Origin of the sequence: Wenzhouxiangella sediminis, assembly GCF_003410055.1 — a bacterium.
Classification (GTDB): domain Bacteria; phylum Pseudomonadota; class Gammaproteobacteria; order Xanthomonadales; family Wenzhouxiangellaceae; genus Wenzhouxiangella; species Wenzhouxiangella sediminis.
In genome coordinates, this window is sequence record NZ_QUZK01000036.1 from 16,466 (window position 1) to 40,852 (window position 24,387).

Consider the following 24,387-nt stretch of genomic DNA (forward strand, 5'->3'; position numbering starts at 1 on the left):
CCTTGGCGTGAAACCCGTACCACCCGCAAAGCCCAGCAGTATGATCAGATGTCGAGGTTGGACACCTGCAGGGCGTTGTCTTCGATGAAGGCCCGGCGCGGTTCGACTTCGTTGCCCATCAGGGTCGAGAAGATCTCGTCGGCGGCCACCGCGTCCTCGATGCTCACGCGCAGCAGGCGGCGGGTTTCCGGGTTGACCGTGGTGTCCCACAACTGCTCGGGGTTCATTTCACCGAGGCCCTTGAAGCGCTGGAAGCTGCGGCCCTTGCGTGATTCTTCCATCAGCCAGTCGAAGGCTTCGGCGAAGCGTGTGATCGGCTTGCTGTTGTTGCCGCGTTCCACGCGCGCGCCTTCTTCGAACAGGTCGTGGACGGCTTCGCCCACTTTCGCGAGCTGCCGGTATTCCGGCGAGTTGAAGAAGGAGGTGTCGAGCACCGTGTCCTGGACCACGCCCTGGGCGTAGCGCGAGATCGCCACGCCGCCGCCGCCGAGCGGCTTGATCTTCCAGGTCACGCCCGCCGGCGTGGCCTGCTCGAGCCGCGCGGTGAAGCCCTCGGCCCAGTCGTCGAAGTTGGATTCACTGGAAAGCGGTTGAAAATCAACAAGTTGCTCAATCACATCGGCATCGTAGCGCAGCTTGAGGCGCTCGCCGACCATGCGTGCCTGCTGGAAGTTCTTGAGCAGCTCGCCCAGGGCGGCATCGTCGATCGCCGGGGCGTCGGCCGAGGGATAGAGCCGGGCGCCGTCCAGTGCACGATCGAGCAGGTAGCGGTTCATCTCCGCTTCGTCCTTGAGGTACCACTCCTGCTTGCCCTGCTTGATCTTGTAGAGCGGCGGCTGCGCGATATAGACATAGCCGCGCTCGATCAGCTCGGGCATCTGCCGGTAGAAGAACGTCAACAGCAGCGTGCGGATGTGAGAACCGTCGACATCGGCGTCGGTCATGATGATGATGCGGTGGTAGCGCAGCTTCTCGATGTCGAACTCGTCCTTGCCGATGCCGGTGCCGAGCGCGGTGATCAGGGTGCCGACCTCGGCCGAGCCGAGCATCTTGTCGAACCGGGCCTTCTCGACGTTCAGGATCTTCCCCTTGAGCGGCAGGATGGCCTGGTACTTGCGGTTGCGGCCCTGCTTGGCCGAGCCGCCGGCGGAGTCGCCCTCGACGATGAACAGTTCGGACAGGGCGGGATCCTTTTCCTGGCAGTCGGCCAGCTTGCCTGGCAGGCCGGCGATGTCGAGCACGCCTTTGCGCCGGGTCATGTCGCGCGCCTTGCGGGCGGCTTCGCGGGCCCGGGCGGCCTCGATCACCTTGCCGACGATCATCTTCGCGTCGTTGGGGTGCTCGAGCAGGAAATCTCGCAGGTGGCCGGACAGGGCCGACTCGACCGCCGGCTTGACGTCGGAGGAGACCAGCTTGTCCTTGGTCTGCGAGGAGAACTTGGGATCGGGCACCTTGACCGACAGCACGGCGGTCAGGCCCTCGCGGCAGTCGTCGCCGGTGGTCTGGATCTTGGCCTTCTTGGCCAGGCCTTCTTCGTCGATGTAGTGGTTGATGGTGCGCGTGAGCGCGGCGCGGAAACCGGCCAGGTGCGTGCCGCCGTCCTTCTGCGGAATGGTGTTGGTGAAGCAGAACACCGACTCCTGGAAAGCATCCGTCCACTGCAGGGCGGCTTCAACCGTGATGCCGTCGACTTCGGCCACGAAGTGCAGGGGCGTGGGGTGCAGCGCGCTTTTCTTCTCGCTCAGGTGCTGGACGAAGGAGCGGATACCGCCTTCGTACATGAAGCGGTCGTGCTTGCCGCTGCGTTCGTCGATGAGCTCGATCTGGATCCCGGAGTTCAGGAAGCTCAGCTCGCGCAGGCGTTTGGCCAGAATGTCGTAGTGGAATTCGGTGTCGGAGAAGGTCTCGCCGCTGGGCGTGAAGCGGATTTCGGTGCCGCTGCGCTGACTCTCGCCGGTGGCCTTCAGGGGCTCGTCCGGCACGCCGTTGCTGTAGCTCTGGTACCAGCGCTCACCCTGGCGGTGGATGACCAGCTCCAGTTTCTCCGACAGGGCATTGACCACCGACACGCCCACGCCGTGAAGGCCGCCGGAAACCTTGTAGGAATTGTCGTCAAATTTCCCGCCGGCGTGCAGTACGGTCATGATGACCTCCGCCGCCGACCGACCTTCTTCCTCGTGCATGTCCACGGGAATCCCGCGGCCGTTATCGGAAACGCTGACCGAACCGTCGCCGTGGAGAATCACTCGAATGCGATCGCAGTGGCCGGCGAGGGCTTCGTCGATGGAGTTATCGACGACCTCGAAGACCATGTGATGCAGGCCGGTGCCGTCATCGGTGTCCCCGATGTACATGCCCGGCCGCTTGCGAACGGCATCCAGGCCCTTGAGGACCTTGATGCTGGTAGAGCCGTAATTGTCTTGCGCCATTTGGATGCGGTTTCCAGAAAGGTTTGCGCGCGCCCATCGAACAGCCGGGCTGCTCGCGGAACTCCATCGCGGGATTATATCACTGCGGGGAAACCCGGCCATGTTCCACGTGGAACATGGTGGCGGACACCGGCGAGTCGCTGGTCGCCGTGATCCAGCTCTGCACCGATTCGCGCCCGAGCCAGTCCAGCAGGGCCGCCAGGTGCGGCGCGTCCAGTTCGGACACCGGGTCGTCGACCAGCAGCAGGGGCGCCAGCGACTGCCCACCGGCCAGTAGCCGGTACTGCGCCAGCAGCAGCACAACCGCGATGAGCTTCTGCTGGCCGCGCGACATTTCAACGGCCGCTCGCCCCTCGCAGGCCAACGCCAGTTCGGCCCGGTGCGGGCCGTGCCGGGTGAATCCGCGCTCGCGATCGCGGGCGCGCTGCTCTCGCAGCAGGTCGGCCAACTCGCTATCGGCCGGATGCCCGCTCCGGTAGCGCAGGGACAGCGGGCCGGGCAGGCGAAAGCCCAGCTCTCCCTGGACCGCTTCGACGTGCGCCGACAGTCGGCCGACGAGTTCGTCGCGCGCCCGGCCGATCACTTCCGCGCCGCGGAGAAATTCGGGCTCCAGCGCGTCGAGTACGCGGTCCGGGGCCTGCGCCTTCAGCGCGGCGTTGCGCTGGCGCAGCAGTCGAGCGAAGCGTTGCCAGGCCAGCAGGTAGGATTGTTCCACGTGGAACAATTGCCAGTCGAGGAACTGGCGGCGTCGATCCGGACCGCCATCGATCAGCGCATGACTGCCGGGCTCGATCAGCGTCAGCGGCAGCAGGGCGGCAAACTCGCTGATCCGCTGGCAATCGCGACCGTCGATCCGGCCGCGCCACCCGTCGGCGTCGCGCTCGACCCCCAAGCGATTGCCGGTGTCGCCGCGGCGCGCCACGACCGTCAGGGCTTTTGCGTCTTTCTGGATGACCCGGGCGGTCCGGGCCGAGCGGAAGGAACGCCCCCGCGCCAGGAGATAGATGGCTTCGAGGATGCTGGTCTTGCCGGCCCCGTTGGGGCCGCTGAACCAGTTCATGCCGGGTGCGGGTGACAGCTCGAGCGGCTCGAGGTTGCGCACCCCCCGGATCGACAGTCGATCCAGGCTCAAGTCGACACGTTACAGCTTGAGCGGCATCACGACCTGGCGAACGGCCTCGCTGTCCGGGTCGGTGATCAGGCAGGAGCTGTTGGCGTCCTTGAGCGAAATCGAGACTTTTTCGCCCTCCATCGAGCCCAACGCGTCCATCAGGTAGTTCACGTTGAACCCGACCTTGAGCTTGTCGACGGTGTGCTCGGCCTCGATCTCCTCGGTGGCTTCTTCCTGCTGCGGGTTGTGCGCCACGATGCGCAGGGTGTCGGGCAGCATCTCGAGGCGAACGCCCCGGTACTTCTCGTTGGAGAGAATCGCGGCGCGCTGCAGCGCGTGCGTGAACTCGTCGCGATCGACGCGCATCGGCTGCTCGGACAGCAGGGGAATCACCGCCTCGTAGTCCGGGAAGCGACCATCGATCAGCTTGGTGGTCATCACGATGCGCTCGCGGTCGACGCGCAGGAAGCCCTGGCCGAGCATGATCTTGAGCGGTTCGTCGATGTCTTCGAGGATGCGATTGAGCTCCATGACCCCCTTGCGCGGAACGATCACGCTGCGCATCTCACCGGGGATCTCGGCCTCGGTCTCGGCCAGCGCCAGACGATGCCCGTCGGTGGCCACGGCGCGCAGCTGGTTGTCTCGAAACTCCAGGAGCAGGCCGTTGAGGTAGTGCCGCACATCCTGCTGTGCCATGGCGAAGGAGGTCTTCTCCAGCAACCAGCTCAGGCGGCCCTGGTTGACCTCGTAGGTCTGCAGGGTCTCGGCCTGATCGCTCGACGGAAACTCACTCGCCGGCAGGGTCGCCAGGCTGAAGCGGCTGCGGCCGGCGTGTACCGCGAGCTTGTCTTCGTTGAGCTGGACGTTGATCTGCACCCCTTCGGGCAGGGCGCGGCAGATATCGACCAGCTTGCGCGCGGGGACCGTGATCGACCCCGTCTGCGCGACTTCGGCCTGGGCGCGGGCAACCACCTCGACTTCCATGTCGGTACCCGTGATGCGCAGTCCCTCGTCGACGGCTTCGATCAGGAAATTGGCCAGAACGGGCAGCGTCTGCCGTCGTTCGACCACGTTGACCACCTGGGAGATCGGCGCCAGCAGCGTCTCACGTGGAATCGAGAACTTCATGATTGCTCCTTCATGTCGAGGCAGTCGGATGACTGATTCTGTTTTTGTTTATAAAAGAAATAACCAGTAGTAGTAGGGCCTGTTGAAACTGTTGAAGAAATGTTTTTCCCTTCATTTTCAGTAACTTGCTAACCAAAACCCGCCGGGACAACTGCCCGCGGATCCTGTTGGCCGACTGTGGATAACTCCCGTCGAAATTTTTGTCCACAGCTTTTTCAGCCACTCCCCACAACTTGTTTCGTCAGCTGGTCAGTTCCCGGGTCAGACGGGCGTGTTCCTCGCGCAACCGCCCGTCGGATTCACATAAACTCTCGATTTTACGACAGGCGTGAAGCACTGTCGTGTGATCGCGGCCGCCAAAGGCATTGCCGATCTCCGGCAGGGAGTGCTCGGTCAGTTCCTTGGCGAGGTACATGGCCATCTGCCGCGGCCGGGCGATCGAACGGCTTCGCCGGCGCGAAAGGAGGTCAGCGACGCGCATCTGATAGTAATCGGCGACCACTTTCTGGATGTTCTCGATCGTGATCAGTCGGTCGTGGACCGCGAGCACGTCACGCAGGATCTCTTGCGTGTACTCGACATCGATGGTCCGGCCCGAAAAGCGCGCATTGGCGATCAGGGAGTTCAGCGCCCCCTCGAGGTCGCGCACGTTCGAGCGCATGCGCCGCGCGATCAGGAAGGTTACGTCGTCGCTGAGTTCCAGTTCCCGTTCGGCTGCCTTCTTCTGCAGGATCGCCACCCGGGTCTCGAAGTCCGGCGGTTCGATCGACACCGTCAGCCCCCAGCCGAAACGCGAACGCAGGCGGGCCTCGATGCCGTCGACCTCCTTCGGATAGCGGTCGCAGGTCAGGATGATCTGCTGGCGCGACTCGAGCAGGGCGTTGAAGGTGTGGAAGAACTCCTCCTGCGACCGGTCCTTGCCGGCGAAGAACTGGATGTCGTCGAGCAGCAGGGTGTCGACGGAGCGGTAGCGTCGCTTGAAGGCATCGATGCTGTCACGCCGGAGCGCCTGGATCATTTCGCTGACGAATTTCTCGGCGTGCAGGTACATCACCTGGGCATTCGGGTTGGCCTCGGCGATGAATCGACCGGCGGCGTGCAGCAGGTGAGTCTTGCCCAGGCCGGTGGAACCGTAGAGCAGCAGCGGGTTGTAGACCGTGCCGGGACTGTTGGCCACCTGCTTGGCGGCGGCGAAAGCCAGTTCGTTGGACTTGCCGAGCACGAAATTCTCGAACCGGTAACGCTCGTCCAGCCCCCAGGCGCCGCCGCGGCGCTGCTCCGCGGATGGCTCGACGCGGGGCTCGCTGCTGCGGCTGCCGACCTCGATGGTCACCTTTTCCCGGTCGAAACCGTGATAAGCGAAGAACTCGCGCATCATCTCAAGGTAGTGCTGGCGCACCTGGTCGCGGACCAGGTCGTTGGGCGCGGTTAGTCGGATCCGCTCGCCGCCGTTGCCGTCGAGCTGCAGCGGACGAATCCAGGTGTTGAGTTCCTCGAGCGGGATCTGACGCTCCAGGCGCTCGAGGCATTGCTGCCACAATGCACCCACCGGATGGTTTTGCTGCTGCTCGGTCATAAGTCGCTCAGTCTAGTCGTGATGACGGGCAAATTCACCCTGCATGACACCGGCGCCGCCCAGGCGGCGCGACGCGCCGTCCCGAGCATCCAAAACGTTGACACGCAAGCGCTTTGAACGTTATGCTTGATGTCTTTTGTTGGGCTTCCCTGCGCGGTATGCCGCGTGCGGGATGCGCTGTCGTGTCCGGGCCATGCTGCCCTGGGTGCGGCCAAGCCGCCCATTGTATCGCCATAACAATCGTCAACAGTTTACGGATTCGGTCATGAAACGGACATTCCAACCCAGCAGAATCAAGCGCCTTCGCCGTCACGGTTTCCGTGCGCGAATGGCCACCAAATCGGGACGTGCAGTCATCAACGCCCGTCGCGCCAAGGGTCGCAAGCGCCTGGCCGCCAACCCGGGCCGGTAAGTCCTTAGGCGAATGCCATGGCGGCAGCGCCTGCCGCGAACCGCGCGCCTGCTCAGCGGCGCGCAGTTCAAGGCGGTCTTTTCCGCCCGCCGCTCCTGCGGCAACGAACTCTTTCGGGTTCACTACATTCCCTCGGACCAGGCGCGTCTCGGCATGGCCGTCTCGCGCCGCGTTTCGAAGCGAGCGGTCGATCGCAACCGCATCCGGCGCCAGATTCGAGAGACCTTTCGTCTCCGGCGCGATCGCCTGGCACCCATGGACTACGTGGTCGTGGCCCGGTCGGCTGCCCGCGATGCCGACCGTCGCGTCCTGAGAGAAAAGCTCGAACAACTTTGGCAGCGGTTTAGCGACAATCCATGAATACGCGCAGTTTCCTTCTTCTTCTCATCGGCCTGCTGGGCTTCATGGTCTATCTGGAGTGGCAGAAGGACTATGCGCCCCCGCCGCGTCCCGCCGCCGAGTCCGGACAGCAGACCGTCGACGCCAGCGGCACCGATCGCTCGGCCGCCGGTGCCGGCCGAAGCAGCGATGATCCGGGCGACGTGCCCGATGTCCCCGATTTCGCCGACGACCCGGATGCCTCCGGCAACGAGCGTTCCGAGTCGGCGGATCTCCCGAGCGCAGAACCGGAAGTGCGCGCCAGCCGCCGCATCAGCATCGATACCGATGTGCTCAATGTCGACCTCGACGCCAACGGCGGCACCCTGGTGGATCTGCGCCTCAAGGACTACCCCGTCAGCGTCGACAAGCAGAACGAACCGTTCGTCCTCCTGGTCCAGGATCTCCCCCAGCTGTTCGTCGCGCAGGCCGGCCTGGTCAGCGCCGACCGCCCTGCGCCGAATCACCGCACCAGCTGGCAGTTCGAGCGCGATTCCTACGAACTGCAGCCGGGCCAGGACACCCTGGAAGTGCCGCTGACCTGGCAGCACGAGTCGGGCCTCCAAGTCGTCGCCACCTGGATCTTTCATCGCGGCAACTACATCGTCGACCTCGAAATGGAGGTCATCAACCAAAGCGGTGAAACCTGGCAGGGCGCTCGTTACGTGCAGCTGCAGAAGACCCGCCCCGACCTGAGCGACGCCGGCTGGGCGTTCACCAACCCGGAACGATTCAGCTACAACGGCGCTGCCGTCTATTCGCCCGAAGACGCCCTGACCAAACTGGGCTGGGACGACATGGCCGAAAAGCCCTTCCAGGCGACCTTCAGCGGCGGCTGGGCGGCGATGATCCAGCACTACTTCCTCGCGGCCTGGATTCCGCCCGAGGAACAGCGCCACCGCTACACCACGCGCCAGGTCGGCAACGGCCAGCTGCCGCGCTACCTGGTGGCCGCCACCTCGCCGCAAATCAGCGTTCCCGCCGGTGAGCGTCACACCTTCACTGCGCGTCTGTTCGCCGGTCCCAAGCTGCAGAACCGCCTCGACGAAGTCGCGCCGGGCCTGCGCCTGACCGTCGACTATCGCTTCTTCACCATCATTTCTCGCCCGCTGTTCTGGGCGCTCGACCATATCCACACCCTGATCGGGCACTGGGGCTGGTCGATCGTGGTGCTGACCCTGCTCATCAAGCTGGTCTTCTACAAGCTCACCGAAGCCCAGTTCCGCTCGATGGGCAAGCTGAGAAAACTGCAGCCGCGCATCCAGCAGCTCAAGGAGCGCTACGGCGACGACCGGCAGAAGTTCGGTCAGGCCATGATGGAGATCTACAAGAAGGAGAAGGTCAATCCGCTCGGCGGCTGTCTGCCGATCCTGGTCCAGATCCCGATCTTCATCTCGCTCTACTGGGTCCTGCTCGAGTCGGTCGAACTGCGCCAGGCGTCCTTCCTGTGGGTGCCCGACCTGAGCCAGCCGGATCCGTACTTCATCCTGCCGATCCTCAACGGCGCGTTCATGATCATCACCCAGCGGCTGATGCCGGCCGCGGGCATGGATCCCATGCAGCGCAAGATCATGCAGGGCCTGCCGGTGGTCTTCGCCTTCCTGTTCGCCCTGTTCCCGGCCGGCCTGGTCCTCTACTGGGCCACCAACGCCGGTGTGTCGCTGGCGCAGCAGTGGTACATCCTGCGGCGGCTCGACAAGGAAGAGGAACGCAAGCGGCGGTGAATGGCGGCGGCTTCGCCGCCGCCGCGTTCGTTCGTTTATTCGTTCTTTCGTTCTTTCGTTCCGGCGCGTTTTGCCTTGGGGGCGTAGGTCCAATTGGTGCCACCGGTCGCTACGGGGGTCTCGACAAGTCAAAATCTGTTTCGCCCGGGTCCAGTTCGCGAGCGGTGTAACCGATCCGGAAAGAACAAAAGAACCAAAGAACGCAGCAGCAAACCGGCGCGGCGCCCCCGGCCGCCGCATGGCAGAATCCCGTCCATGAATCACTCCCACGACACCATCGTTGCCATTGCCACGCCGCCGGGCCGAGGCGGGGTCGGCGTGATCCGGTTGTCGGGGCCCGACAGCACTGCCATTGCAGAAAAGCTTTGCGGCCCGCTGCCGTCGCCGAGAACCGCGGCTCTGCGGTCCTTCCGCGACCCTGAAGGCGCCACGCTCGATTCCGGCCTGGTCATCGTCTTCCCGGGCCCGCGTTCGTTCACCGGCGAAGACGTGGTCGAACTCCAGGGCCACGGCTCGCCGGTGGTGCTCGAGATGATCCTGGCCGCCTGCGTCGACTTCGGCGCGCGGCGGGCCGGGCCGGGGGAATTCAGCCAGCGCGCCTTTCTCAACGATCGCATGGACCTGGCACAGGCAGAAGCCGTCGCCGACCTGATCGCCGCGGCCACGGATACCGCGGCGCGTGCGGCGCATCGAAGCCTCGAGGGGGCGTTCTCCAAGGAAGTCGACGGACTGGCCGAAGCCCTCGTGGCACTGCGCGTCTGGGTGGAGGCCGCACTCGATTTTCCCGACGAGGAGATCGACTTCCTGGCCGACGGCCAGGTGGCGGAACGCGTCGCCGGACTGCGCGCACGCCAGGAAGCCCTGCTCGAGCGCGCCGGCACCGGACGCCTGCTGACCAGCGGCGTTCGCATCGCCATCGTCGGCCGACCCAACGCCGGCAAATCGAGCCTGCTCAATGCGCTCAGCCGTCACGACGCGGCCATCGTCACCGAGGTGCCCGGCACCACGCGCGACGTCCTGCGCGAGACCATCACCATTGCCGGCCTCCCGGTCACCCTTGCCGACACTGCCGGCATCCGGGAAACCGCCGACCGCGTCGAGTCCGAGGGCGTTCGTCGTGCCGAACGCGAAATGCACGCCGCCGACCTGATCTTCTGGGTGGTCGACGCAACCGACCCCGAGGCCCATCCGCTACCCGGGCTGCCGCAGTCCGTGCCGTTGATTCGCATCGACAACAAGATCGACCTGAGCGGCGAGTCGCCTTCGCGCGAAGGTCGACATGTGCGCGTGTCGGCCGTTACGGGTGCCGGCCTGGACCTGCTCGAACAGGTCGTGACCGAGGAGCTGGGCCTGAACGAATCGGGAGGCGGCGAATATTCCGCGCGCCAGCGTCACGTCGATGCCATCGCCCTGGCCGGAGAACACATCCGTCGCGGTCAGGCCGAACTGGATGCCAGCGGGTCGGGTGAACTGCTTGCCGAGGAATTGCGCCTGGCCGCCGACGCGCTCGGCGAAATCACGGGCCGCATGACCTCCGACGAATTGCTGGGCCGCATTTTCTCGAGCTTCTGCATCGGCAAGTAGCGAAAGCGTTTGCCGAGCTCGGTCGCTCAAGCCTATACTCGAAAACGTCTAGCGGATTCCAAACAGGGTGGTGGTCATGCACACGATTCGACAGATTCTTGCCGAAAAGGGCGACCAGATCTGGTCGGTCAGTCCGAAGGACACGGTCTACGACACGATCCGCCTGATGGCCGCCAAGGGGGTCGGCGCGCTGATCGTGATGGACGAGGGCGAACTCCACGGCATCATTTCCGAGCGCGACTACGCCCGAAAGGTCATTCTCGAAGGCCGGTCGTCGCGCGATACCGAAGTCGGCGACATCTGTTCGAGCCCGGCGATCACCATCTCCCCGCAGGCCGCGGCCGAAGAGGGCCTGGCCCTGATGACGAGCAAGCGCATCCGTCACCTGCCCGTCGTCGAGAACGGCCAGCTGCTCGGCGTGGTTTCCATCGGCGATCTGGTCAACGCCGTCATCGGCGACCAGCAGCAGCTGATCGAACAGCTCGAACGTTACGTCACCGGCTGACCCCGCGAAAGGGGGATCCATGCCGCTCGATGTCGAACAGGCCGCCGCCGTCGCCCGCACGCTCGGGCTCGACGAGCACGGCCTGAAAGTCGACAAGGTACCCGGCGGCGACATCGCCGAGGCTTCGCTCCTGCAGGCCGCCGATGCCCGGGTGTTCCTCAAGACCCTGCCGCTCGATCGCGCCGGCCTGCTCTCGGCCGAGGCCGACGGCCTGCAAGCCCTCGCCGAAGCCGGCGAGCTGCGCGTGCCGAGGGTCATCCGCCGCGGCATGCACGACGGATTCGCCTGGCTTGCCTTGGAATACCTCGACCTCGACCAGCGCAGCGCCGATGCCGACGAGCGCCTGGGTCGGCAACTGGCGGCCCTGCATCGCCATACCGGCGACGAATTCGGCTGGCACCGAAGCAACTACATCGGCCGAACCCCGCAGACCAACACCCCGGTGGACGCCTGGACCGTTTTCTTCGCCGCGCACCGGCTCGGGGCGCAGTTCGACCGCCTGCGCCGCAAGCTGCCCGACCAGGGCTGGAACCACCTCAAGAAGGAAATCACCGCTGCCTGGCAGGAAGCATCCGAGGGCCACGAACCGTCGCCGTCGCTGATCCACGGCGATCTGTGGCGGGGCAACGCCGCGGCGCTGTCCGACGACACGCCGGTGATCTTCGACCCCTCGATCCACTATGCCGACCGCGAATGCGACCTGGCGATGGCGCATCTGTTCGGCGGATTCGACGACGCCTTCTACTCCGCCTATCAGGAAGCCTGGCCGCTGCCGGAAGGCTTCGAGACCCGGCGGTTGTTCTACAAGCTCTACCACATGCTCAACCACGCCAACATGTTCGGCGGGGCCTATGTCGAAGCCTCCGAGCAACTCTGCCGGCGCATCCTGCGCGGCTGAACCGGTCGCGACCACGCGGCGCGACGCCGCGGCTTGTTAAACTAGTTACATCGGAAACTTTCTCGGAGTGAGCAATGGGACTTCTCGTCGACGGCGAATGGCACGATCAGTGGTACGACACGGAGTCGACCGGCGGACGTTTCGAGCGCGACAAGGCCGCCTTTCGCAACTGGGTGACGGCCGACGGGTCGCCCGGCCCGCAGGGCAGCGGCGGTTTCAAGGCCGAGCCCGACCGCTACCACCTCTACGTCGCCTATGCCTGCCCCTGGGCTAACCGGGCGCTGATCTTTCGCAAGCTCAAGGGGCTCGAACAGATGATCCCGATCTCGGTGGTCAATCCCCTGATGCGCGAGAAGGGCTGGACCTTCCGGGACGGCTACAAGGTCACGCCCGATCCGATCCACAATGCCGAGTTCATGCACCAGGTCTATACCGCAGCCAAGAGCGACTACAGCGGCCGGGTGACCGTGCCTGTGCTGTGGGACAAAAAGGAAAACACCATCGTCAGCAACGAATCGGCCGACATCATCCGGATGTTCAACTCGGCCTTCGACGAAGTGGGCGCCGCCGAGGGCGACTACTACCCGCAAGAACTGCGCGAAGCCATCGACGCGATCAACGAAACCGTCTACACCAACGTCAACAACGGGGTCTACAAGACGGGCTTCGCCACCACCCAGGATGCTTACGAGGAAGCGGTCATCCCCCTGTTCGAGACCCTCGACGAACTCGAGGCGCGCCTCGACGAAAACCGCTACCTGTGCGGCTCACGCCTGACCGAGGCCGATTGGCGCCTGTTCACCACCCTGGTGCGCTTCGACGCGGTCTATGTCGGTCACTTCAAGTGCAACATCCGGCGCATCGAGGACTATCACAACCTCTCGAACTACCTGCGCGAGCTCTACCAGGTGCCGGGCATTTCCGAGACGGTCGACTTCCACGCCATCAAGCTGCACTACTACGGCAGCCACGACACGATCAATCCGAACTACATCGTGCCGCTGGGGCCGGCGCTGGACTTTCATCGCAAGCACGATCGCGAGCGCCTTCCGGCCGACTGACCGCGGTGATCTCGATCGCCTCGCCGCCGGCCGAGAGCCGGTCGGTGGCGCGGCGCGAACCGCCGACCTGCGTGGCCAGACGGCGGCGCCCGGCGGGCCGCGCCGACATCAGCGCCTGCACCAGCAGCGGCACCACGATCAGGGTGGTGCCCACCCAGAACCACAGGTCCGGCACCTCCGCGAACAGCAGCCAGCCGATGACGAAGGCCCAGACGATGCCCGTGTACTCCGAGGCGGTGACCTGGTTGGCGTCGACATGGCGGTAGGCCAGGATCACCGTCATGTTGTAGCCCAGGATGAACAGCGCCGAACCGAAAGCCGCGCCCAGCGAGCCCCAGTCGATCGGCGCGCCCTCGATGACGGCAAGCACCAGCGCCGCCGGCAGGGCGAACAGGTAATTGAGCAGCAGGCTGTGCACGACTGACTGCTCCCTGGGCAGCTTGCGCACCAGCAGGGCGTTGACCGCCAGCGCCACGGCCAGGCCCAGGGCGGTGAAGCCGGCCAGGTTCATTTCCGTGGGCCGCAGGATGATGATCACGCCGAGCATGCCGCCGAGCACGGCGAAAAGGCTGGACTTGTTCAGGCGCTCCCCGAACAGCAGCACGCCGAAGACCATTACCAGCACCGGCGCGGCGTAGAAGATGGCGTTGGCGGTGGCCAGGGGCAGGGCGCCGAGTGCGACGACCATGCACAGAATGCCGCCCAGGCCGACATGGGCGCGGACCAGGTGGACCCGCGATCCGCCCCAGAAATCCTTCCAGTCGACCAGCGACAGGAAGGGCACGAGCAGCAGCAGCGTGAAGACCAGGCGCACGGCCACGAACTGGAACACGGCCAGGTCGCCGCTGGCCCACTTGATGAGCGCGTCGGAGAAGATCGCCAGCAGGTTGCCGACGACCAGCAGGAAGATCGCGCTGTTGACGGTGCGTCCGGACATGGCTTTCGGTTCCCGGTACGGTGGATTCGATGCCGTCATTCTGGGCGCGGCTATGCATTATGTAAAATGATGAATACTCATCACCCATGAGAAAAACAGATAATGCGCCTGCCGCCGCTCAAGGCCCTTCCCGTATTCGAAGCCGTCGCCCGGACGCTCAGCTTCTCGGCGGCCGCCGAGGAGCTCCACGTCACGCAGTCGGCCGTCTCGCACCAGATTCGTCAGCTCGAGGACGATCTCGGGGAGTCGCTGTTCGAACGCGGCGGTCGCCGCGTGGCCCTGACCGAGCAGGGCGAACGCTACCTCGAGGCGATCGCGCCGGCCCTGGCCCAGATCGAGCGCGCCAGCGAGCAGTTGCGCGGCGTGACCGATTCGCGCATCCGCCTGGCCGTGCCCAGCTCGTTCGCGGTCAGCTGGCTCATCCCCCGCCTGCCGCACCTGCAGCGACAGCACCCCGAGCTCGACCTGGACCTGGAGATGCTCGCCGACATGCCGCTGATGTCCGAGCGACTGGCCGATTGCTTCATTACCTTCCGCTACCGCCAGCGCGGTTACAGTTCGGAACGCCTCTACGTCGAGCGCTTGTTCGCCGTTTGCTCCCGGCAGTACTGGAACCGCGTCCGCGACGAACTCGACGAAGCCGGTCTGAGAAAGCGCGGCAGCGGCGTGACCATCCGCCCGGAATGGCTGACCCGCTTCACCCTGCTGTCGGCGGCCAGCGTGTTCGAACGCCCGGGCGAGGACTGGCGGCGCTGGTTCGCCGCCGGCGAGGCGAAGCTCCCCGCCGACGCCCACGTGCAACACTTCTCGCACATGCTCCTGGCCCACGAGGCCGCGCGCCATCACCAGGGCATTGCCTTGTCCAACGACTACATGCTCGATACCGCCAGCGATCCCGACCTGATCAAGCTGCCCACCCACGAACTGCAGACCGGCGATGAATTCCATTTCGCCTGCAAGACCGCCCGAAGGAACGAACCGGGCATTCGGCATCTCTCGCAGTGGTTGGTGAAGCAGGCCGAAGCATCGGGGTGGAAGGTGTGACAGGGCAAATCCGAAATTCGAAGCACCAAATCCGAAACAGATTCGAAATCCCGGCTGAACTCAGATGATTCGCAATGTGATCGCCTTCAGCACCGCCCGGGTTCGGTCGCGGGTGTTGAGCTTGTCGAGGATGTCGGAGACGTAGTTCTTGACCGTGCCTTCGGCCAGGTGGACGGAGCAGGCGATTTCCTTGTTGGAGTAGCCGCCGGCGATCAGGCGCAGAATCTCGATCTCGCGCTCGGAGAAGGTATCGACCGGTGGGGAGTCGTCGCGGTAGGGATAGCGCTCGGCCACGCCCGAAGTGCTGACCGGCTGTAGCCGGCCCTCCCCGCGCACGATGGCGGCGATCAGCTCGCCGAGGTCCTCCGGCGAGATGTCCTTGAGGGCAAAGCCCTGCGCGCCGGCATCCACGGCGGCGAGCATCAGTTGGCTGTCGTCGAAGGTGGTCAGCAGCAGCACGGGCGGCGCGTCGGCGTCTTCGTTCAAGCGCCGGCACAGCGCGATGCCGTCGACGCCGGGCATGCGGATGTCGGACACGACCAGGTCGACGCGGGTGTCCGCCAGCGCTTCGAGCAGGGGCTCGCCCGAGGCGGCCTCGACCACGACTTCCAGGCCGGGCAGGTCGTTGATCACGGATTTGAGTCCTTCGCGGATCAGGGCCTGGTCGTCGGCCAGGGCGATGCGGGTGGTCATCAGTGCAGCTCCAGGGGCAGGGCGGCGGTGAGCTTCAGGCCGCCTTCTTCGGACTTTCCGATCTCGAGCGAACCGTCCAGCTCGGCCAGGCGTTCGCGCATGCCGGTCAGGCCGTTGCCGGGTTGAATCTCGGCGCCTACGCGGCCGTCGTCTTCGACGGTGAGCACCAGGCGATCGGGTTCACGCCGAAGACGCACGCGCAGGTTTTCGGCCGGGCCGTGGCGGGCCGCGTTGGTCAGCGCTTCCTGGACCACGCGCAGCAGGGCCTCGGCCTGGTCGGCGCGGGGCACACGCGCCTGTTCGTCCAGGTCGAGCTCGAGCTTCGGCCGCGGGAAGGGCCGGGCCAGTTCGCGCAGGCTCTCCGACAGTTCGATGCCTTCGGTCTTGCGCAGGTGCTTTACGACCGAGCGCAGGTCCTGGAGCAGTTCGTCGGCCAGGTCAGTGGCCTTGCCGACTTCGGCGGCGGCTTCGTCATCCAGGCGCCGGGCCAGGCCGCGCAGGTTGAGCTTGAGTGCGGTGACCTTGTGGCCGGCCACGTCGTGCAGCTCGCGTGACAGGCGAAGCCGCTCCTGGTCGCGCGCGGTCTCGCCCAGCAGCGAGCGGGTGGCCAGCAGGCGCGCGTTGACCGACTTGAGATCCTCGGCCATTTCCTCCGCGCGGATCGCGTAGCGCATCACCAGCACCGCAAACATCTGGAATCCGATGAAGCCCAGCAGCGAAAAGCCGGCGTCGCGCGGGCCGACATCCCAGACGAAGACCATGATGCCGGCAAAGACCAGATTGATCGCCACCATGGCGACGGTCAACTCGCGTGCAGCGAAGCGATGCGCGAACTGCGTGGCCAGCAGGATCAGCAGGATGGGCGTCGCGCCCCCGGCGGGCACCAGCCAGAGCACGGCGACGGTCACCGCCGTGAGCGCGGCCAGGAAGACATCGAACGCCCGCCGGCCGATAACCTCGTCGAGCATGCAACCGAGCCAGGCGACGAGGAACAGCAGCAGCAGGCCGTCGGCCCACCAGCGCATCTCCCGCCAGCCGAACACGCCGGTGACCGTCAGCCAGACCGCTGCCCAGGCGGCGTAGGACGCCCAGGACAGCGGATTGGTCAGCAGTTCGCGGGCACCTTCCTTCCATCGTGCGTTCATGCCCCCTGTATAGCGGGGCCGGCCGGCGACGACAAGCGCGGGGGTGCAAGTCATGACTTTCGGCACCCGGCATTGGTGACTTCCGGCACCTCAACGCATGCCGGCGGCGGGCAATCCTGTGGGCAGGCTGCAACGAGGAGACGAGCCATGACCATCGAACAAGCCCTTTCGGGATTCGCCCTGCCGCACGCGCTGATCGGCACGGTCGCGCTGGCCACCTTCTGGACCGCCGCCATGGCGAAGAAGGGTTCTCCCCTGCACAAGGCGGTGGGCAGGATTTATCTCCTGGCCATGATCGGCGTCGTGCTCACGGCCGTGCCGCTGACGCTCGCCTTCACCCTGCAGGGGCAGTGGGTGGGCGCCGCCTTCCTCGGCTACCTGATCGTGCTGGTCAGCCACGCCTGTCGCATGGCCTGGCTGGCCGTCCGATACAAACGCGACTTCGCGCGCTATACCGGCATCGGCTTCCGGATCAGCGCAGCCGTCCTGGCGGCCACCGGCACGGCGGTCGTGGTGCTGGGCGTCGTCCACAACGCCTGGTTGCTGATCATCTTCGGCCTGCTGGGCCCGCTCGGCGGACTGGATGCCCGCGCACTCATCCGCAAGGGGCCGTCGGGGCCGAAGTGGTGGCTGAAGGAGCACTACGGCGCGATGATCGGCAACGGTGTGGCCACGCATATCGCCTTCATGCAGATCGGGCTGATGCGGCTGTTCCCGGAGCTGGGATCGACGGTGATCCAGCACCTGGCCTGGTTCGGTCCGCTGGCGGTGGGCATCGGCGCCGGCTTCTGGCTGGACCGGCGCTACATCCGGCCGCGCGCCACGCCGCCTCGGCCGGCGACCTGAGACCGGCGGCCCACTAGTCGCCGAGCAGGTCGGGCTGGTTCTCGATCTGCACGTCCTCGAAGTCACGCACCTTCTTGCCGCCGTAGAACACCAGCTTGAACTCGCGGCGGCTGACCGGGACGTAGCGATCGTTGCCGCCGATCTCCACCTGCGCGCCGTCGGTTACCGCGTAGCCGTTTTCGTCGACGCGCACCACCATGGTCGCCTTCGAGCCGGTGTGGCAGATGGTCTTGAGTTCCTTGAGCTCGTCGGCCCAGGCCAGCAGGTAGCGGCTGCCCTCGAACAGCTCGCCCTGGAAGTCGGTGCGCAGGCCGAAGGCCAGCACGGGGATCTTCAGCCGGTCGACCACTTCGCTGAGCTGGTAGACCTGCTCGCGGGTGAAGAACTGCGACTCGTCGGTGAGCACGCAGTGGATGTTGCCGGACTCGAGCTCGCCCGAGACCAGCTCGAACAAATCGTCGCCGGCGTCGACCGCCAGCGCCGGTTGCTCGATGCCCACGCGCGAGCGGATCACACCCTTTCCGGCACGGTCGTCGATGCCCGGGCTGATCAGCAGCGGCCGCATGCCGCGCTCGAGGTAGTTCCAGGCCGACTGCAGCAACACCGTGGTCTTGCCGGCGTTCATCGTCGAGTAATAGAAGTAGAGCTTGGCCATGCCGGGCGATTCAGTCGGCTTCGTGCCGATCGATCCACACGTCGAACCAGATCGCTTCCAGCCCGTCCTGCCCGACCAGCCAGTTGCTCACCGTCGATTCGACCAGACGACACTCGTCGCAGCCGGCCTCGCGGTAGAGCAGCAGGTAGATGTCGGCCTCGGGCAGGTCCTCGGCGGTGTAGGTTTCGCCTGTCGGGGTGACCGTTCGCTCGAGCAGCCGGTCGATGCGAACCATCGAACGCTCGCGCCGGCCGTGCTCGTAGGTGAGCCCGAGTTCCCGCTCGAATCCGCGTCGAAAGCCGTGCAGGTGCCAGGCCGCGCTCTGGTCGGTGAAGTACACGTAGAGCTGCGGCACCCGCACGATGATGCCCTCGCGCTGGGCCTGCGCGCGCAGGTTGCCGACGAAGCGCTGGTGCTGCAGCACCACGTCCTCGCGCTGGTGCAGCTCGACGCGCGTGACCTCGGCGCCGAGCGCCGGCGCGGCGGCGAGCAGGGCGGCCAATAGGACAGTCAGGGACGGGAGCGATCGCATGGTCCGAGTATATCTTTTAAAGAAAGTGTTCAGGTTTCAGGTTTCAGGGTTCAGGGGCGTTTGGCGAAGCCGAGGGCGCGTTGCCGAAAATCCCCGCGCCGTGCCTGCCGGGCCCTTGTGAGAAAACGGGAGGCGACCAATCAGCGCGAACCCCTTAGCCTTTTCCTGAAACCTGACACCTGACACCTGACACCTGAAACCCAGAAATATCCCCGCCGGGTAGAATCGTCTTTCCGCTACAATGCCGCGCCCATGTCGAAGTCCGCGATCAAACTCAACCCGGCCCAGCACGCTGCGGTGACCCATATCGACACGCCGCTGCTGGTCCTGGCCGGGGCGGGTTCGGGCAAGACGCGTGTGATTACCGAGAAGATCGCCTGGTTGATCGACCAGGGCCACTACGGGGCGCGCGAGATCGCGGCGATTACCTTCACCAACAAGGCCGCGCGCGAGATGAAGTCGCGTATCGGCAAGCGCCTGGGGCGCAAGAAGATCGAGGGCCTGACCATCTCGACCTTCCACTCCCTGGGCTGGCAGATCCTGCGCTCGGAGCCCGAGGCCGCCGGCCGGCGCAAGGGCCTGAGCATCCTCGACCAGCACACCTCCGGCGACCTGATCCGCGAGATGCTGCCGGCCGGGGCGCCGAAGGACATGGTCTACGCCGTCCAGTCCGGCATCGGCCGCTACAAGGACGCCGGGCTCAACGTCGAGCAGGCGCATGCGGCGGCAAAGAGCGAGAACGCCGCGCGGGCGGCGGAGATCTACGCCGGCTACGAGGAGCGCCTGGCCGCCCTGAATGCCGTGGACTTCGACGACCTCATCACGATCCCCGCGAAAATGCTCGAAGACCCGGTGCTGCGCACGCGCTGGCGCCACAAGCTCAAGTACCTGCTGGTCGACGAATACCAGGACACCTCCGAGGCACAGTACCGCCTGCTGGGGAAACTCGCCGCCGACACCGGTGCGTTCACGGCGGTGGGCGACGACGACCAGTCGATCTACGGCTGGCGCGGCGCGCGCCCGGAAAACCTGGTCAGCCTGAAGTCCGACTGGCCGAATCTCGAAGTGGTCAAGCTCGAGCAGAACTACCGCTCGACCGGCTACATCCTGACCGCGGCCAACTCGGTGATTTCCTGCAACCCGCACGAATTCGAGAAGCAGCTGTGGAGCGAGCACGGCCCGGGCGAGAAGATCGCGGTCGTGGAATACGCCGACGAGGCCGACGAGGCCGAGTCCATCGCGCGCGCGGTGGTCACCGAAGTCCACGGCGGGCACGCCCGCTTCGGCGACTGCGCGGTGCTCTACCGCTCCAACTTCCAGGCCCGCGCGATCGAACAACAACTGCGCGAGTACGGTGTGCCCTACGTGGTCTCCGGCGGTCCGAGCTGGTTCGACGCGCGCGAGGTGCGCGACTGCCTGGCCTACCTGCGCCTGCTGGTCAACCCGGAGGACAACCCCGCCTTCATGCGCGTGGCCAACGCGCCCCGGCGCGGCCTGGGCTCGGGCGCGATGTCGCGCCTGGCGACCTACGCGGATGCCACGCACAAGAGCCTGTTCGAGGCGGCCGTCGACCCGATGTTCCAGGCCGAGCTGCCGACCCAGGCGCAGCGGGGCTTTCGCTCGTTTACCAATATGCTGATCGATTTCAACGACCGGGCCGAGCGCGGCGACATCGGCGAGGCCTATGCCGAGATGATCGAGCACATCGGCTACCTCGAGTGGCTGATCGAGACCGACGACGATCCCAAGAAGGCCGACCGGCGCCGGCGCTCGATCAAGGACCTGACCGGTTGGGTCGAGCGCCTCAGCGAAGCCACCAACTCGGCCGACGAACTCATCGCCCGCGTCTCGCTGGCCGCCGGACCCGACGACGACCGCAACGACGGCGCCGACATGGTCCGCCTGATGACCCTGCACGCGGCCAAGGGCCTGGAATTCTCGCGCGTGTGGCTGGCCGGCTGCGAGGAAGGCCTGATGCCGCACACCCGATCGGTCGACGAAGACACCATCGAGGAAGAACGCCGCCTGATGTACGTGGGCATCACCCGCGCCGAGCGCAAACTCCAGATCTCCTACGCCCGCCGACGCCGCCGCGGCGGCGAACAGGTCGAGACCACTCCGAGCCGCTTCCTGGACGAACTGCCCGAAGACGCCATCTCCTGGCCGGCCCGCCACGGCAGCGAAGAAGCCTCGGCCGAAGATGCCATGGACAATATTGCTGCACTGAAAGCCATGCTCGAGGGGTAGGTCCGGGGGGCGACTGAAGGGTCGTCGGGCTCTCGCAAAGGCGCTAGGGCGCCAGGGTCGCAAAGGCAATAAAGAAGAAAACGACTCTGAACGATGGCTCGAGGGCCTGGTTCCCTGTGGGCATGGTCTCCACACCGGGATGCTCCAGACAGGCCAGATATCGCGGCTCGGAAGACGCTCCCATACCAGTCGAAACGCCAAGGATTCAGTCTTTCGTCGTTGGTTCTTCCAGTTCTTTCTCTGTCTCCCTGGCGACCCTGGCGCCTTAGCGCCTTTGCGAGAACCTAAGAGCCGACACCCGCCCAGCTGGAGCAAAGCCCCCTGACTTTCGGCACGTGAAAGCCCCCCGGGGGCCGTGGCTATACTGGGTGCCGTTTCCAATGGTGAGGTGTGGTGCATGCAACGCGTACTGGCTGCTTTCCTGATCGTCTTCGGCCTGGTCGCCCCGGCCGCGGCGAACGACAACTACCGTGAACCCGACCCGGCGCTGACGGCGCTGGTGGATGCGCCGCTGCAGCCGGCCTCGTCGGTCTCGCCCGACAAGCGCTGGCTGGCCGCCTTCGAGCGCAAGTGGGTGAAATCGCTCGAAGAGATCTCGCGCGACGAGCTCAAGCTTGCCGGCATCCGCATCGACCCGCTGACCTTCTCGCGTTCGCGCGCGAGCACCTACCATTCGGCGGCGCTGCACGATCTGCAGACCGGCGAGGTGATCGCCATCGACGGCCTGCCCGCCGACGGTCGCATCGATTCGCCGTCGTGGTCTTCGGACTCCGAGCACCTGGCCTTCACGCTGGACCACGAGGGCAAGCTGACCCTGTGGGTCTACGACGTGGCCGACGACTCCGTGCGCCAGCTCTCCGACCGGCCGCTCAACGGCGTGCTGACCTCGCGGCCCTACCAGTGGCTGCCCGACGGCAGCGGCCTGCTGGTCAACCTGGCGGTCAATCACGGCCAGCCCTTGCCGCAGCCGGGCATCGCGGCGCTGGCCCCGGTCATCCAGGAAACCGATCCCGACAACAAGGCGCCGGTGCGCACCTACCAGGACCTGCTGGAAACCCCGGCCGATGCCGAGCGCTTCGAGTTCCTGGCCACCGGCCGGCTGGCCCGCGTCGGACTCGACGGCGGCCTGAGCGAACTGGCCAAGCCCGGCCTGGTCGCCGGCTTCGATCCTTCGCCGGACACGAACTACATTCTGCTCGAGACCATCGAAAAGCCGTTCTCCTATTCGGTGCCGTACTCGCGCTTTCCGCTGACCTCGGTGGTGCTCGACGCCGAGGGCAACGCGGTCCGGACCATCGCCGAGCTGCCCCTGGCCGAGAACATTCCCAAGGGCTTCGATTCGGTGCGCACCGGCCGGCGCAGCATCCAGTGGCGCGCCGACGCCCCCGCCACGCTGGTCTGGGCCGAGGCCCAGGACGGCGGCGACATGAGCGCGGACGTCGAGATCCACGACCGCGTCTCCGCCTGGGCCGCGCCCTTCGAGGGCGAACCCGAAACCCTGATCGAGACCGAGCGGCGTTTCGCCGGCCTGGAATGGGGCACCGACGAGCTGGCGGTGTTCATCGACTGGCGTTTCGCCGACCGCATGATTCGTGTCTGGCGCTTCGAGCCGGGCAACCCCGAAGTCGCGCCCGTGCTGTTCAACGAGCGCTCCTACAATGACGTCTACAACGACCCGGGCACCCCGGTGACCACGCGCGGCGAGTACGGCACCCGGGTGATCCACGTCTTCGACGGCAGCAAGGTGCTGCTGAGAGGCGACGGCGCCTCGCCGGAGGGCAACATTCCCTTCCTCGACCGCCACGACTTCGCGACGGGTGAAACCGAGCGCCTGTGGCATTCCGAAGCGCCATATTACGAGCGCGTCGTCGAGGTGCTCGATGCCACCGGCGAGGAGCTGCTGACCCTGCGCGAGGCGCGCGACGAGCAGCCCAACTTCTTCGTGCGCAACCGCGCCGAAGACACGCTCACCCAGGTCAGCGAGTTTCCGCATCCGCACCCGCAGATGACGGGCATTTCCAAGGAGCTCGTCCAGTACAAGCGCGACGACGGCGTGGACCTGAGCGGCACGCTCTACCTGCCGCCGGGCTACGAGGAAGGCGACGGCCCGCTGCCCGTGCTGATGTGGGCCTATCCGCTGGAGTACAAGGATTCGTCGGTGGCCGGGCAGGTGCGCGAGTCGCCCTACGAGTTCAACCAGGTCAGCTTCTGGGGCCCGCTGCCCTACCTGGCGCTGGGCTACGCCGTGTTCGATGACCCCAAGATGCCGATCGTCGGTACCGGCGAGGCGCAGCCCAACGACAACTTCCGGCCGCAGCTCGTGGCCAGCGCGCAGGCGGCCGTCGACGTGCTGGTCGAACGCGGCGTGGCCGATCCGGAACGCATCGCCATTGCAGGCCATTCCTACGGCGCCTTCATGGTCGCCAACCTGCTCGCCCACAGCGACCTGTTCGCCGCGGGCATCGCGCGGTCGGGCGCCTACAACCGCTCGCTCACGCCCTTCGGTTTCCAGGGCGAGGAGCGTGATTTCTGGGAGGCGCAGGACGTCTACGCCACGGTCTCGCCCTTCTTCCACGCCGAGAAGATCGACGAGCCGATGTTGATGATCCACGGCATGGAAGACAACAACTCCGGCACCTACCCGATGCAGTCCGAGCGCATGTTCGACGCCCTCAAGGGCCTGGGCGCGCAGGCCCGCCTGGTGATGCTGCCCCACGAGTCCCACGGCTACCGCGCCCGCGCGTCGCTGCTGCACATGCTCTGGGAACAGCAGGCGTGGCTGGAGACCTATCTGGGCGGTGGGGCTGATTGAGGTCTCGTCGGGTTCTCGCAACGGCGCAATGGCGCGAAGGACGCAAAGTAGGAGAAGGAAAGAAACTTCTGGAGAGCTGAGACAATAATTCAGTTCAGTCTCGTTATCCGTTCTTCCATTGCGACCCCTGCGCCGCCGCGCCGTTGCGAGAGATCAAGGGCTAATGCCCCCAAAAGTAGAAAACGCTAAGATGCATCCCATGAAGCAAATGATGCTCAAGCCGATGGTGGCCGTTATGGCGATGCTGGCGGTTTCCGGTTGCGATGCCGGCGGGCCCTGGGTGGAAGTCGAGGGGCAGCGCTTCAGCGTGGAGATTGCCGACGACGACGCCACGCGGGCGCAGGGCTTGATGTTCCGCGACGAGATGGCCGACGATCACGGCATGCTGTTCATCTTTCCCGACCAGCGCCCGCGCTCGTTCTGGATGAAGAACACGCGCATCGCGCTCGACATCATTTACATCGACCGCGATTTCGAGGTGGTCAGCATCAGCGCCGACACGCCGCCGTGCCGGTCGCGCAACCGGCGCTGCCCGAGCTATCCCAGCGAGGGTCCGGCGCAGTATGTCCTGGAAATCAACGGCGGCCTGGCGGCGAAATACGGCATCGAGCCGGGCGACCGCATCGAGGTGGGCAATATCGCCGCACTCGAAAACGATTCCTGAGGAGCA

General features: G+C 65.7%; 21 protein-coding genes. 12 read left to right on the forward strand and 9 right to left on the reverse strand.

Features of this window, described 5'->3' with window-relative positions:
* Positions 1 to 44: 44 nt before the first annotated feature.
* From gyrB to dnaA, 4 genes are all read right to left on the reverse strand, one after another.
* Positions 45 to 2,429 (reverse strand): DNA topoisomerase (ATP-hydrolyzing) subunit B, encoded by a 2,385-nt coding sequence (gene gyrB, locus DZC52_RS08470; RefSeq protein ID WP_116650705.1) that lies wholly within the window; start codon positions 2,427 to 2,429, stop codon positions 45 to 47.
* Positions 2,430 to 2,508: 79 nt separating this feature from the next.
* Positions 2,509 to 3,561 (reverse strand): DNA replication/repair protein RecF, encoded by a 1,053-nt coding sequence (recF, locus tag DZC52_RS08475; protein ID WP_116650706.1) that lies wholly within the window; start codon positions 3,559 to 3,561, stop codon positions 2,509 to 2,511.
* A gap of 9 nt (positions 3,562 to 3,570) precedes the next feature.
* Entirely contained in the window at positions 3,571 to 4,668 is a 1,098-nt protein-coding gene (gene dnaN, locus DZC52_RS08480) for a DNA polymerase III subunit beta (protein WP_116650707.1), read from the reverse strand.
* Between the two features lie 241 nt (positions 4,669 to 4,909).
* Positions 4,910 to 6,244, reverse strand: a complete 1,335-nt coding sequence (dnaA, locus tag DZC52_RS08485; RefSeq protein ID WP_116650708.1) for a chromosomal replication initiator protein DnaA — start codon at positions 6,242 to 6,244, stop codon at positions 4,910 to 4,912.
* 265 nt (positions 6,245 to 6,509) lie between these two features.
* On the opposite strand from dnaA, the gene rpmH reads away from it, so the two are divergent.
* The 7 genes from rpmH to DZC52_RS08520 all read left to right on the forward strand — a co-directional run bounded on the left by rpmH (position 6,510) and on the right by DZC52_RS08520 (position 12,806).
* Entirely contained in the window at positions 6,510 to 6,656 is a 147-nt protein-coding gene (gene rpmH, locus DZC52_RS08490; protein ID WP_116650709.1) for a 50S ribosomal protein L34, read from the forward strand.
* 12 nt (positions 6,657 to 6,668) lie between these two features.
* Positions 6,669 to 7,016: a ribonuclease P protein component gene (gene rnpA / locus DZC52_RS08495; protein WP_116650710.1), complete on the forward strand. Its 348-nt coding sequence runs from the start codon at positions 6,669 to 6,671 to the stop codon at positions 7,014 to 7,016.
* Positions 7,013 to 8,758 carry a membrane protein insertase YidC gene (gene yidC / locus DZC52_RS08500; RefSeq protein ID WP_116650711.1) on the forward strand — a complete coding sequence of 582 codons (1,746 nt, stop codon included), beginning with the start codon at positions 7,013 to 7,015 and terminating at the stop codon, positions 8,756 to 8,758. Before rnpA ends, yidC begins: the two co-directional genes overlap by 4 nt.
* A 255-nt stretch (positions 8,759 to 9,013) precedes the next feature.
* Positions 9,014 to 10,342, forward strand: a complete 1,329-nt coding sequence (mnmE, locus tag DZC52_RS08505; protein WP_116650712.1) for a tRNA uridine-5-carboxymethylaminomethyl(34) synthesis GTPase MnmE — start codon at positions 9,014 to 9,016, stop codon at positions 10,340 to 10,342.
* A 76-nt stretch (positions 10,343 to 10,418) separates the two neighbouring features.
* Positions 10,419 to 10,847 carry a CBS domain-containing protein gene (locus DZC52_RS08510; RefSeq protein WP_116650713.1) on the forward strand — a complete coding sequence of 143 codons (429 nt, stop codon included), beginning with the start codon at positions 10,419 to 10,421 and terminating at the stop codon, positions 10,845 to 10,847.
* A 19-nt stretch (positions 10,848 to 10,866) separates the two neighbouring features.
* Entirely contained in the window at positions 10,867 to 11,745 is an 879-nt protein-coding gene (locus DZC52_RS08515) for a fructosamine kinase family protein (RefSeq protein WP_116650714.1), read from the forward strand.
* Positions 11,746 to 11,819: 74 nt separating this feature from the next.
* Complete coding sequence (locus DZC52_RS08520) at positions 11,820 to 12,806, forward strand: glutathione S-transferase family protein (RefSeq protein ID WP_116650715.1); 987 nt, start codon at positions 11,820 to 11,822, stop codon at positions 12,804 to 12,806.
* Here DZC52_RS08520 and DZC52_RS08525 read toward each other — a convergent pair.
* Positions 12,724 to 13,743 carry a DMT family transporter gene (locus DZC52_RS08525; RefSeq protein ID WP_181918854.1) on the reverse strand — a complete coding sequence of 340 codons (1,020 nt, stop codon included), beginning with the start codon at positions 13,741 to 13,743 and terminating at the stop codon, positions 12,724 to 12,726. The genes DZC52_RS08520 and DZC52_RS08525 overlap by 83 nt on opposite strands.
* A 102-nt stretch (positions 13,744 to 13,845) precedes the next feature.
* Between DZC52_RS08525 and DZC52_RS08530 the strand changes: the two genes are divergently transcribed.
* Entirely contained in the window at positions 13,846 to 14,787 is a 942-nt protein-coding gene (locus DZC52_RS08530) for a LysR family transcriptional regulator (protein ID WP_116650717.1), read from the forward strand.
* 60 nt (positions 14,788 to 14,847) lie between these two features.
* Here the strand turns inward: DZC52_RS08530 and DZC52_RS08535 are convergent, their stop codons facing one another.
* Entirely contained in the window at positions 14,848 to 15,480 is a 633-nt protein-coding gene (locus DZC52_RS08535; RefSeq protein ID WP_220338314.1) for a response regulator, read from the reverse strand.
* Positions 15,480 to 16,625, reverse strand: coding sequence for a sensor histidine kinase (locus DZC52_RS08540; RefSeq protein WP_181918855.1), 1,146 nt, complete (start codon positions 16,623 to 16,625; stop codon positions 15,480 to 15,482). Before DZC52_RS08540 ends, DZC52_RS08535 begins: the two co-directional genes overlap by 1 nt.
* Before the next feature lie 147 nt (positions 16,626 to 16,772).
* Between DZC52_RS08540 and DZC52_RS08545 the strand changes: the two genes are divergently transcribed.
* A complete protein-coding gene (locus DZC52_RS08545) occupies positions 16,773 to 17,471 on the forward strand; it encodes a DUF2306 domain-containing protein (protein ID WP_116650720.1) in 699 nt (232 codons plus the stop codon).
* A gap of 13 nt (positions 17,472 to 17,484) precedes the next feature.
* Here the strand turns inward: DZC52_RS08545 and DZC52_RS08550 are convergent, their stop codons facing one another.
* Together DZC52_RS08550 and DZC52_RS08555 are read right to left on the reverse strand one after the other, a co-directional pair.
* On the reverse strand, positions 17,485 to 18,126 hold the full coding sequence (locus tag DZC52_RS08550; protein ID WP_116650721.1) for a thymidine kinase: 642 nt from the start codon (positions 18,124 to 18,126) through the stop codon (positions 17,485 to 17,487).
* A gap of 10 nt (positions 18,127 to 18,136) precedes the next feature.
* Entirely contained in the window at positions 18,137 to 18,658 is a 522-nt protein-coding gene (locus tag DZC52_RS08555) for a hypothetical protein (RefSeq protein WP_147307642.1), read from the reverse strand.
* A gap of 252 nt (positions 18,659 to 18,910) precedes the next feature.
* Between DZC52_RS08555 and DZC52_RS08560 the strand changes: the two genes are divergently transcribed.
* The 3 genes from DZC52_RS08560 to DZC52_RS08570 all read left to right on the forward strand — a co-directional run bounded on the left by DZC52_RS08560 (position 18,911) and on the right by DZC52_RS08570 (position 24,381).
* Positions 18,911 to 20,905, forward strand: coding sequence for an ATP-dependent helicase (locus tag DZC52_RS08560; RefSeq protein WP_116650723.1), 1,995 nt, complete (start codon positions 18,911 to 18,913; stop codon positions 20,903 to 20,905).
* Positions 20,906 to 21,302: 397 nt separating this feature from the next.
* Entirely contained in the window at positions 21,303 to 23,717 is a 2,415-nt protein-coding gene (locus DZC52_RS08565; RefSeq protein WP_116650724.1) for a S9 family peptidase, read from the forward strand.
* A gap of 199 nt (positions 23,718 to 23,916) precedes the next feature.
* Entirely contained in the window at positions 23,917 to 24,381 is a 465-nt protein-coding gene (locus DZC52_RS08570) for a DUF192 domain-containing protein (protein WP_220338315.1), read from the forward strand.
* Positions 24,382 to 24,387 lie beyond the last annotated feature (6 nt).

Excerpts from the sequence above, each read along its gene's own strand:
- dnaN (WP_116650707.1), bottom strand. The coding sequence starts at position 4,668 with ATGAAGTTCTCGATTCCACGTGAGACGCTGCTGGCGCCGATCTCCCAG.
- DZC52_RS08565 (WP_116650724.1), top strand. The coding sequence starts at position 21,303 with ATGCAACGCGTACTGGCTGCTTTCCTGATCGTCTTCGGCCTGGTCGCC.
- rpmH (WP_116650709.1), top strand. The coding sequence starts at position 6,510 with ATGAAACGGACATTCCAACCCAGCAGAATCAAGCGCCTTCGCCGTCAC.
- mnmE (WP_116650712.1), top strand. The coding sequence starts at position 9,014 with ATGAATCACTCCCACGACACCATCGTTGCCATTGCCACGCCGCCGGGC.
- yidC (WP_116650711.1), top strand. The coding sequence starts at position 7,013 with ATGAATACGCGCAGTTTCCTTCTTCTTCTCATCGGCCTGCTGGGCTTC.
- DZC52_RS08515 (WP_116650714.1), top strand. The coding sequence starts at position 10,867 with ATGCCGCTCGATGTCGAACAGGCCGCCGCCGTCGCCCGCACGCTCGGG.
- DZC52_RS08560 (WP_116650723.1), top strand. The coding sequence starts at position 18,911 with ATGTCGAAGTCCGCGATCAAACTCAACCCGGCCCAGCACGCTGCGGTG.
- DZC52_RS08510 (WP_116650713.1), top strand. The coding sequence starts at position 10,419 with ATGCACACGATTCGACAGATTCTTGCCGAAAAGGGCGACCAGATCTGG.
- DZC52_RS08535 (WP_220338314.1), bottom strand. The coding sequence starts at position 15,480 with ATGACCACCCGCATCGCCCTGGCCGACGACCAGGCCCTGATCCGCGAA.
- DZC52_RS08525 (WP_181918854.1), bottom strand. The coding sequence starts at position 13,743 with ATGTCCGGACGCACCGTCAACAGCGCGATCTTCCTGCTGGTCGTCGGC.
- DZC52_RS08520 (WP_116650715.1), top strand. The coding sequence starts at position 11,820 with ATGGGACTTCTCGTCGACGGCGAATGGCACGATCAGTGGTACGACACG.
- dnaA (WP_116650708.1), bottom strand. The coding sequence starts at position 6,244 with ATGACCGAGCAGCAGCAAAACCATCCGGTGGGTGCATTGTGGCAGCAA.
- DZC52_RS08530 (WP_116650717.1), top strand. The coding sequence starts at position 13,846 with ATGCGCCTGCCGCCGCTCAAGGCCCTTCCCGTATTCGAAGCCGTCGCC.
- rnpA (WP_116650710.1), top strand. The coding sequence starts at position 6,669 with ATGCCATGGCGGCAGCGCCTGCCGCGAACCGCGCGCCTGCTCAGCGGC.
- DZC52_RS08545 (WP_116650720.1), top strand. The coding sequence starts at position 16,773 with ATGACCATCGAACAAGCCCTTTCGGGATTCGCCCTGCCGCACGCGCTG.
- DZC52_RS08550 (WP_116650721.1), bottom strand. The coding sequence starts at position 18,126 with ATGGCCAAGCTCTACTTCTATTACTCGACGATGAACGCCGGCAAGACC.
- DZC52_RS08555 (WP_147307642.1), bottom strand. The coding sequence starts at position 18,658 with ATGCGATCGCTCCCGTCCCTGACTGTCCTATTGGCCGCCCTGCTCGCC.
- DZC52_RS08570 (WP_220338315.1), top strand. The coding sequence starts at position 23,917 with ATGAAGCAAATGATGCTCAAGCCGATGGTGGCCGTTATGGCGATGCTG.
- DZC52_RS08540 (WP_181918855.1), bottom strand. The coding sequence starts at position 16,625 with ATGAACGCACGATGGAAGGAAGGTGCCCGCGAACTGCTGACCAATCCG.
- gyrB (WP_116650705.1), bottom strand. The coding sequence starts at position 2,429 with ATGGCGCAAGACAATTACGGCTCTACCAGCATCAAGGTCCTCAAGGGC.